This is a genomic window from Luteibacter sp. P4_D7_3, from assembly GCF_056401735.1.
Map to the genome: position 1 here is coordinate 1 of NZ_JBFUIT010000294.1, position 4872 is coordinate 4872.

Annotated in this window: 6 protein-coding genes; 5 read left to right on the top strand and 1 reads right to left on the bottom strand. The window is 64.0% G+C overall.

Translation table 11 applies throughout. The annotated features are described in order from the left end of the window. The 5 genes from AC1DSN_RS18320 to AC1DSN_RS18340 form a co-directional block, all read left to right on the top strand. On the top strand, window positions 1–582 hold a 582-nt coding region (locus AC1DSN_RS18320; protein WP_477332084.1), incomplete at its 5' end, for a substrate binding domain-containing protein. A gap of 133 nt (window positions 583–715) precedes the next feature. Next, window positions 716–1486, top strand: a complete 771-nt coding sequence (locus AC1DSN_RS18325) for an SDR family oxidoreductase (protein WP_477297122.1) — start codon at window positions 716–718, stop codon at window positions 1484–1486. 19 nt (window positions 1487–1505) lie between these two features. Further along, on the top strand, window positions 1506–1997 hold the full coding sequence (locus AC1DSN_RS18330; protein ID WP_477332086.1) for an Ohr family peroxiredoxin: 492 nt from the start codon (window positions 1506–1508) through the stop codon (window positions 1995–1997). Further along, window positions 1994–2344: a helix-turn-helix domain-containing protein gene (locus AC1DSN_RS18335; RefSeq protein WP_063570739.1), complete on the top strand. Its 351-nt coding sequence runs from the start codon at window positions 1994–1996 to the stop codon at window positions 2342–2344. The genes AC1DSN_RS18330 and AC1DSN_RS18335 overlap by 4 nt, the downstream gene beginning before the upstream one ends. 72 nt (window positions 2345–2416) lie before the next feature. Then, window positions 2417–4048 (top strand): OFA family MFS transporter, encoded by a 1632-nt coding sequence (locus AC1DSN_RS18340; protein WP_477297687.1) that lies wholly within the window; start codon window positions 2417–2419, stop codon window positions 4046–4048. A gap of 94 nt (window positions 4049–4142) precedes the next feature. On the opposite strand, the gene AC1DSN_RS18345 is transcribed toward AC1DSN_RS18340, so the two are convergent. Then, the coding region (locus AC1DSN_RS18345; RefSeq protein WP_477332088.1) for a beta-propeller fold lactonase family protein at window positions 4143–4872 on the bottom strand (730 nt) is incomplete at its 5' end.

Genomic DNA, 4872 nt, shown 5'->3' on the forward strand with positions numbered 1-4872 from the left:
GCGGTAGACCTGTTGCTCGACGACCACGCGGCCGACTTCACGACGGACCAGATCGATGTCTCGTTTCGCAACGGGCGCATGGAAGACAGCCAGGTGATTGCACGGCAGCTGATTCCCATGCAGATGGTCGTTTGTGCATCGCCGGCCTATGTGGCGACGCACGGGCTGCCGCGCACGATTACCGAGCTCGCGGAGCATCAATGCCTCAACTTCCGGCTCGCCTCGGGGCGTATCCACGAGTGGGAATTCAAGGTCGAAGGTCGCCTGCAGAAAGTGGTTCCCAAGGCGATGCTCACCTTCAACGACACCGACCTCCTGATGGATGCGGCTCTGGATGGCCGCGGTCTTGTGCAGCTGGCTGCCTATCAGGTGTGTGAGCACCTGAGATCCGGACAGCTGGTGGCGTGCCTTCCGCAGTACGCACCTGACGATCGCGGACACTACATCTGCTATCTGAGCCGCCAACAATTGCCATCGCGTATTCGCGTCTTCATCGACTACATGATCACGCGTGTGCGCGCGCTGGACCTGCAATGCGCCGGTGGCCTCTCGGTCGTGGCCTTGCTGGCCGCCGTCGGGTGATTGGTGCACAAAAGGCAACACGGTAGTCCTCCCCGGGGTTCTACCGGGAGGCGCAGCGCCAGCCTACTGTTTCCACACTCGCCACGCCGAATCCGGACCGCGGCGCCATGTTCGTACGAACAGGAGATACCCCATGAAAATTCTCGTCATCGGTGGCTCAGGCCTCATCGGTAGCAAGGTCGTTCCCCGTCTGCGCACCCTCGGCCATGACGTCATCCCGGCGTCGCCGTCATCAGGGGTCAATGCCATGACAGGTGAGGGGCTCGATGCGGCCATGACGGGGGTGGACACCGTGCTCGACCTGAGCAACTCGCCGTCGTTCGCGGACCAGGATGTGCTCGATTTCTTCCGGACGTCGGGCCGCAATATCGCTGCGGCCGAAGTGAAGGCGGGAGTGCAGCACCACGTCGCACTCTCCGTCGTGGGTACCGACGAACTGCCGGACAGCGGCTACCTGCGCGCGAAGGTCGTTCAGGAGAAACTGATCCATGATTCGGGTGTGCCGTACACCATCGTCCGGTCAGCGCAGTTCTTCGAATTCCTCAAGGGAATCGTCCAGGCCAGCGCGAAGGGTGAGTCGGTACATCTTTCCACGGGATATATGCAGCCAATCGCCTCCGACGATGTCGCCGATGCGATGACCACGGCGACAGTGGGTGCACCCGTCAACGGCATCATCGAAATCGGTGGCCCGGACAAGATCCGCATGGCCGATCTGGTTCAGCGTTACCTCGCGGCGACAAAGGATCCGCGCCAGGTGATTCCGGATCCGAAGGCGTTGTATTTCGGCACGGTGCTGCAGGAGAACTCGCTGGTGCCGGGCCCGGGTGCGACGCTTGGCAAGATCGACTTCGCGACCTGGTTCAACCAGGCCGAGGCTGCGCGGTCTGGCGCGGCGGCCTGACCGTGACGCGTACGAACCGATGAAACCGACGCGCCCGCCCGTTTCGTTCCTCGACCGCTATACAGGCGCGGACTTCGCGCCGCTGTACACCGCTGTGGTGAGCGTCTCGGGCGGGGAGGCAGTGCATGGCCGTGCATCGGGCGTGGCGCGCTCGCGCGACGGCACGCTCGATCTCGAGCTTCGCATGCCTGCCCAACTGGGTGGTCCGGGTGGCGGTACCAATCCCGAAGAACTGTTCGCGGCCGGTTTTGCCGCGTGCTTCCACGGTGCGTTGAGTCTGCTCGCCGCCCGTGCCGGTATGTCGATTCCCGACGCCCGGGTCACGGCATCGGTGACCTTCGGCCGTGATCCCATGGATGGCTTGTTCACCCTCGTCGCCGGTGTTCGCATCGCGCTTCCCGGTGTCGGCCGCGCGGCCGCCGAGGAGCTGGTCCGCGACACCGAGCGTATCTGTCCCTACGCAAAGATGGCCCGCCAGGGCATCGAATGCATCGTCTCCCTAGAGCAATGAACGAAAGTCGTCTTCCCCCCTGGGCGCACGAGCGCCTGCAACGCTTCATCGACACGCATCTCGGACGTCGCCTCGCCATCGCCGAACTGGCTTCGGCGATCGGTTACAGCGAGTCCTATTTCTTCCGCGCCTTCAAGGCGAGCTTCGGCAGTACGCCTCACGCCTATGTGTTGATGCGTCGCCTGGAGCGCGCCTGCGAGCTCATGCTCGCCACCGACGATGCGCTCTGTGACATTGCCGTGCGCTGCGGCCTCTCCGACCAGGCCCACTTCACGCGGCGCTTCCGCCGCGCGTTCGACGCGCCGCCGGGCGAGTGGCGGCGAAGGGAGCGACTAAGACCATCGTAGGGTGGCGCCAGCCCAAAACCTGCCTAAGATGCGATCCGGAGAAGTACCACTCACAGGCAGGGGAACAAACGCATGGCAGGAAACGAGACGGCCGGCTTGCTGGCCCGGGAACGTACGATCGCGGGTCCGGGGTTCAATCGCTGGCTGGTGCCACCTGCGGCCCTCGCCATTCATCTATGTATCGGCATGGCCTACGGGTTCTCGGTGTTCTGGCTGCCGATGACCAACCTGGTGACCGGCGCCGATGCCACGGTCTGCGCGAGCCAGGGCTTCCTCGACCAGCTCACGACAACGACCTGCAACTGGACCGTTCCCTCGGTCAACCACATCTTCGAAACCTTCATCGCCATGCTCGGCCTCGCCGCGGCGATCTGGGGTGGCTGGCTCGAGCATGCCGGGCCGCGCAAGGCCGGCTTCATCGCCGCGTGCTGTTGGGGCGGCGGTCTGGTGCTGGGCGGCATCGGCGTCTCTCTCCACCAGCTCTGGCTGGTCTACCTCGGCTGCGGGTTGCTGGGCGGCGTGGGGCAGGGGCTTGGTTACATCACGCCGGTGTCGACGCTGATCAAATGGTTTCCCGACCGTCGTGGCCTGGCCACGGGCTTCGCCATCATGGGTTATGGCGGCGGCGCGATGATCGGCGCGCCGATTGCCGTCAAGCTCATGGACGTCTTCAAAAGCGGTGATGTCCCAGGCGTATCGACCACGCTGATCGTCATGGGTCTGGTTTACTTCGTGGTGATGTCGCTGGGGGCGTTCGGCTTCAGGGTCACACCGAACGGCTGGAAGCCGGTGGGCTATCAGCTAGCCACGGCGGACGTGTCCAAGCGGCCCATGATCAGCCATGGCCACGTGCACCTTAGCCGAGCCTGGAAGACGCCGCAGTTCTGGCTCATCTGGGGCGTGCTGTGCATGAACGTGACCGCTGGCATTGGCGTGTTGTCCATGGCAAGTCCGATGTTGCAGGACGTGTTCGGTGCGGGTCTGCTTGGTGTCGATCCGGGTACGGCGCTTACCGCCGCGCAGAAGGCCGCGATCGCTACCGCCGCCGCGGGTCTGGTGGGCCTCATCAGCCTGTTCAATTCGGTGGGCCGCCTGGCCTGGGCTTCGGCGTCGGATTTTCTTGGCCGACGGTTTACTTACTGCGTTTTCTTTATCCTCGGCATCATTCTGTATTGCCTCCTGCCGACGCTCGGTCACCTGGGCATGGCGGCGGCATTTGTCATCACGGTCTGCGTCATCCTGTCGATGTACGGCGGCGGCTTCGCCACCGTGCCGGCCTATCTGGCGGATATGTTCGGGACGCAGATGGTCGGTGCCATCCATGGCCGTCTGCTCACTGCATGGTCGGTGGCCGGCGTGATCGGCCCGGTCCTCATTGCCGGCATCCGTGAGGCGCAGCTGGGCGCCGGGGTGGCCAAGAATCTCGTCTACGACCGCACCCTGTACATCCTCGCGGGCCTCTTGCTGATCGGCCTGATCTGCAACCTGATGGTCCGCCCGGTCGATCCGAAGCACCACATGACCGAGGAAGAGCTGAAGCGCGAGCGCGCGTTGCAGCACGAGGTGCAGGCCTCGGATGCGAGCCTCGCCACCGCGGCACGTGGGCCGTTCGGCCTGATAGGCGTGTTGGCCTGGCTGGCGGTGGGCGTTCCGTTCCTGATCGGGGTGTGGATTGCGTTGAAGAAGGCGGGGGCGCTGCTCTAGCTCCCGGCAGCATGTTTTAACGAAAACGGCCACCCCCGAAGAGGTGGCCGTTTTCTTTTCTTGCCCGGCGCCGCCTGTCCGGGCGGCGATTTGGTTATTCCGGCTGGGTAGCGATAGCGGCCGGGAAGTTGCCGACGTTGACCGTGGCGATCACCTTGTTGGTGAACGGGTTGATGACGGAAACCGAGTGCGAACCCGAGTTAGTGACATACACGCGGCCGAACGTGCGGCTGACGGCTAACGCGCTCGGCGCAGCGCCCACCGGCACCGTGGCGATGATGGCGCTGTTGAGCGGGTTGATCACCGACACGGTGGAGTCGGCGAGATTGGAAACATAGACCGGCAGACCGATCGGGCTGGTCACCACGGCGTCGGAGCCGTTGCCGGCGGCGATCGTCGACTTGACCTGATTCGTGAATGCGTCGATGACGGAGACATTGTTGGAGTTGCTGTTGGCGACGTAGATGCGGGCGCCCAAGGGGCCCACGTCGAGGCCATTCGGTGCGCTGCCGACGGGAACCGTTGCGACGACCGCTTTGGTCCCGGTGTCGATCACCGAGACGGTGTTCTCGCCAAAGTTGGACGTGTACAGGAACTTGCCGCTGGGGCCAGTCGCCACGTTGAACGGCAGAAAGCCGACATCGACCGAAGTAACGACCGTGTTYTTCGTCGCATCGATAACGGATACCGTGCTGTCGTTGGCGTTGGCCACATAGACGTTACGTCCATCCGGGCTGACGGTCACGCCGAAGGGGAAGCCGCCGACCGGCACCGACGCGATGACCGTATTGGTAGCCGCCTTGATGACGGAAACGGTGTTGTCG

Bases quoted from the DNA above. Each gene is read 5' to 3' on its own strand.
- AC1DSN_RS18325 (WP_477297122.1), top strand. From the start codon at position 716: ATGAAAATTCTCGTCATCGGTGGCTCAGGCCTCATCGGTAGCAAGGTC.
- AC1DSN_RS18330 (WP_477332086.1), top strand. From the start codon at position 1,506: ATGAAACCGACGCGCCCGCCCGTTTCGTTCCTCGACCGCTATACAGGC.
- AC1DSN_RS18340 (WP_477297687.1), top strand. From the start codon at position 2,417: ATGGCAGGAAACGAGACGGCCGGCTTGCTGGCCCGGGAACGTACGATC.
- AC1DSN_RS18335 (WP_063570739.1), top strand. From the start codon at position 1,994: ATGAACGAAAGTCGTCTTCCCCCCTGGGCGCACGAGCGCCTGCAACGC.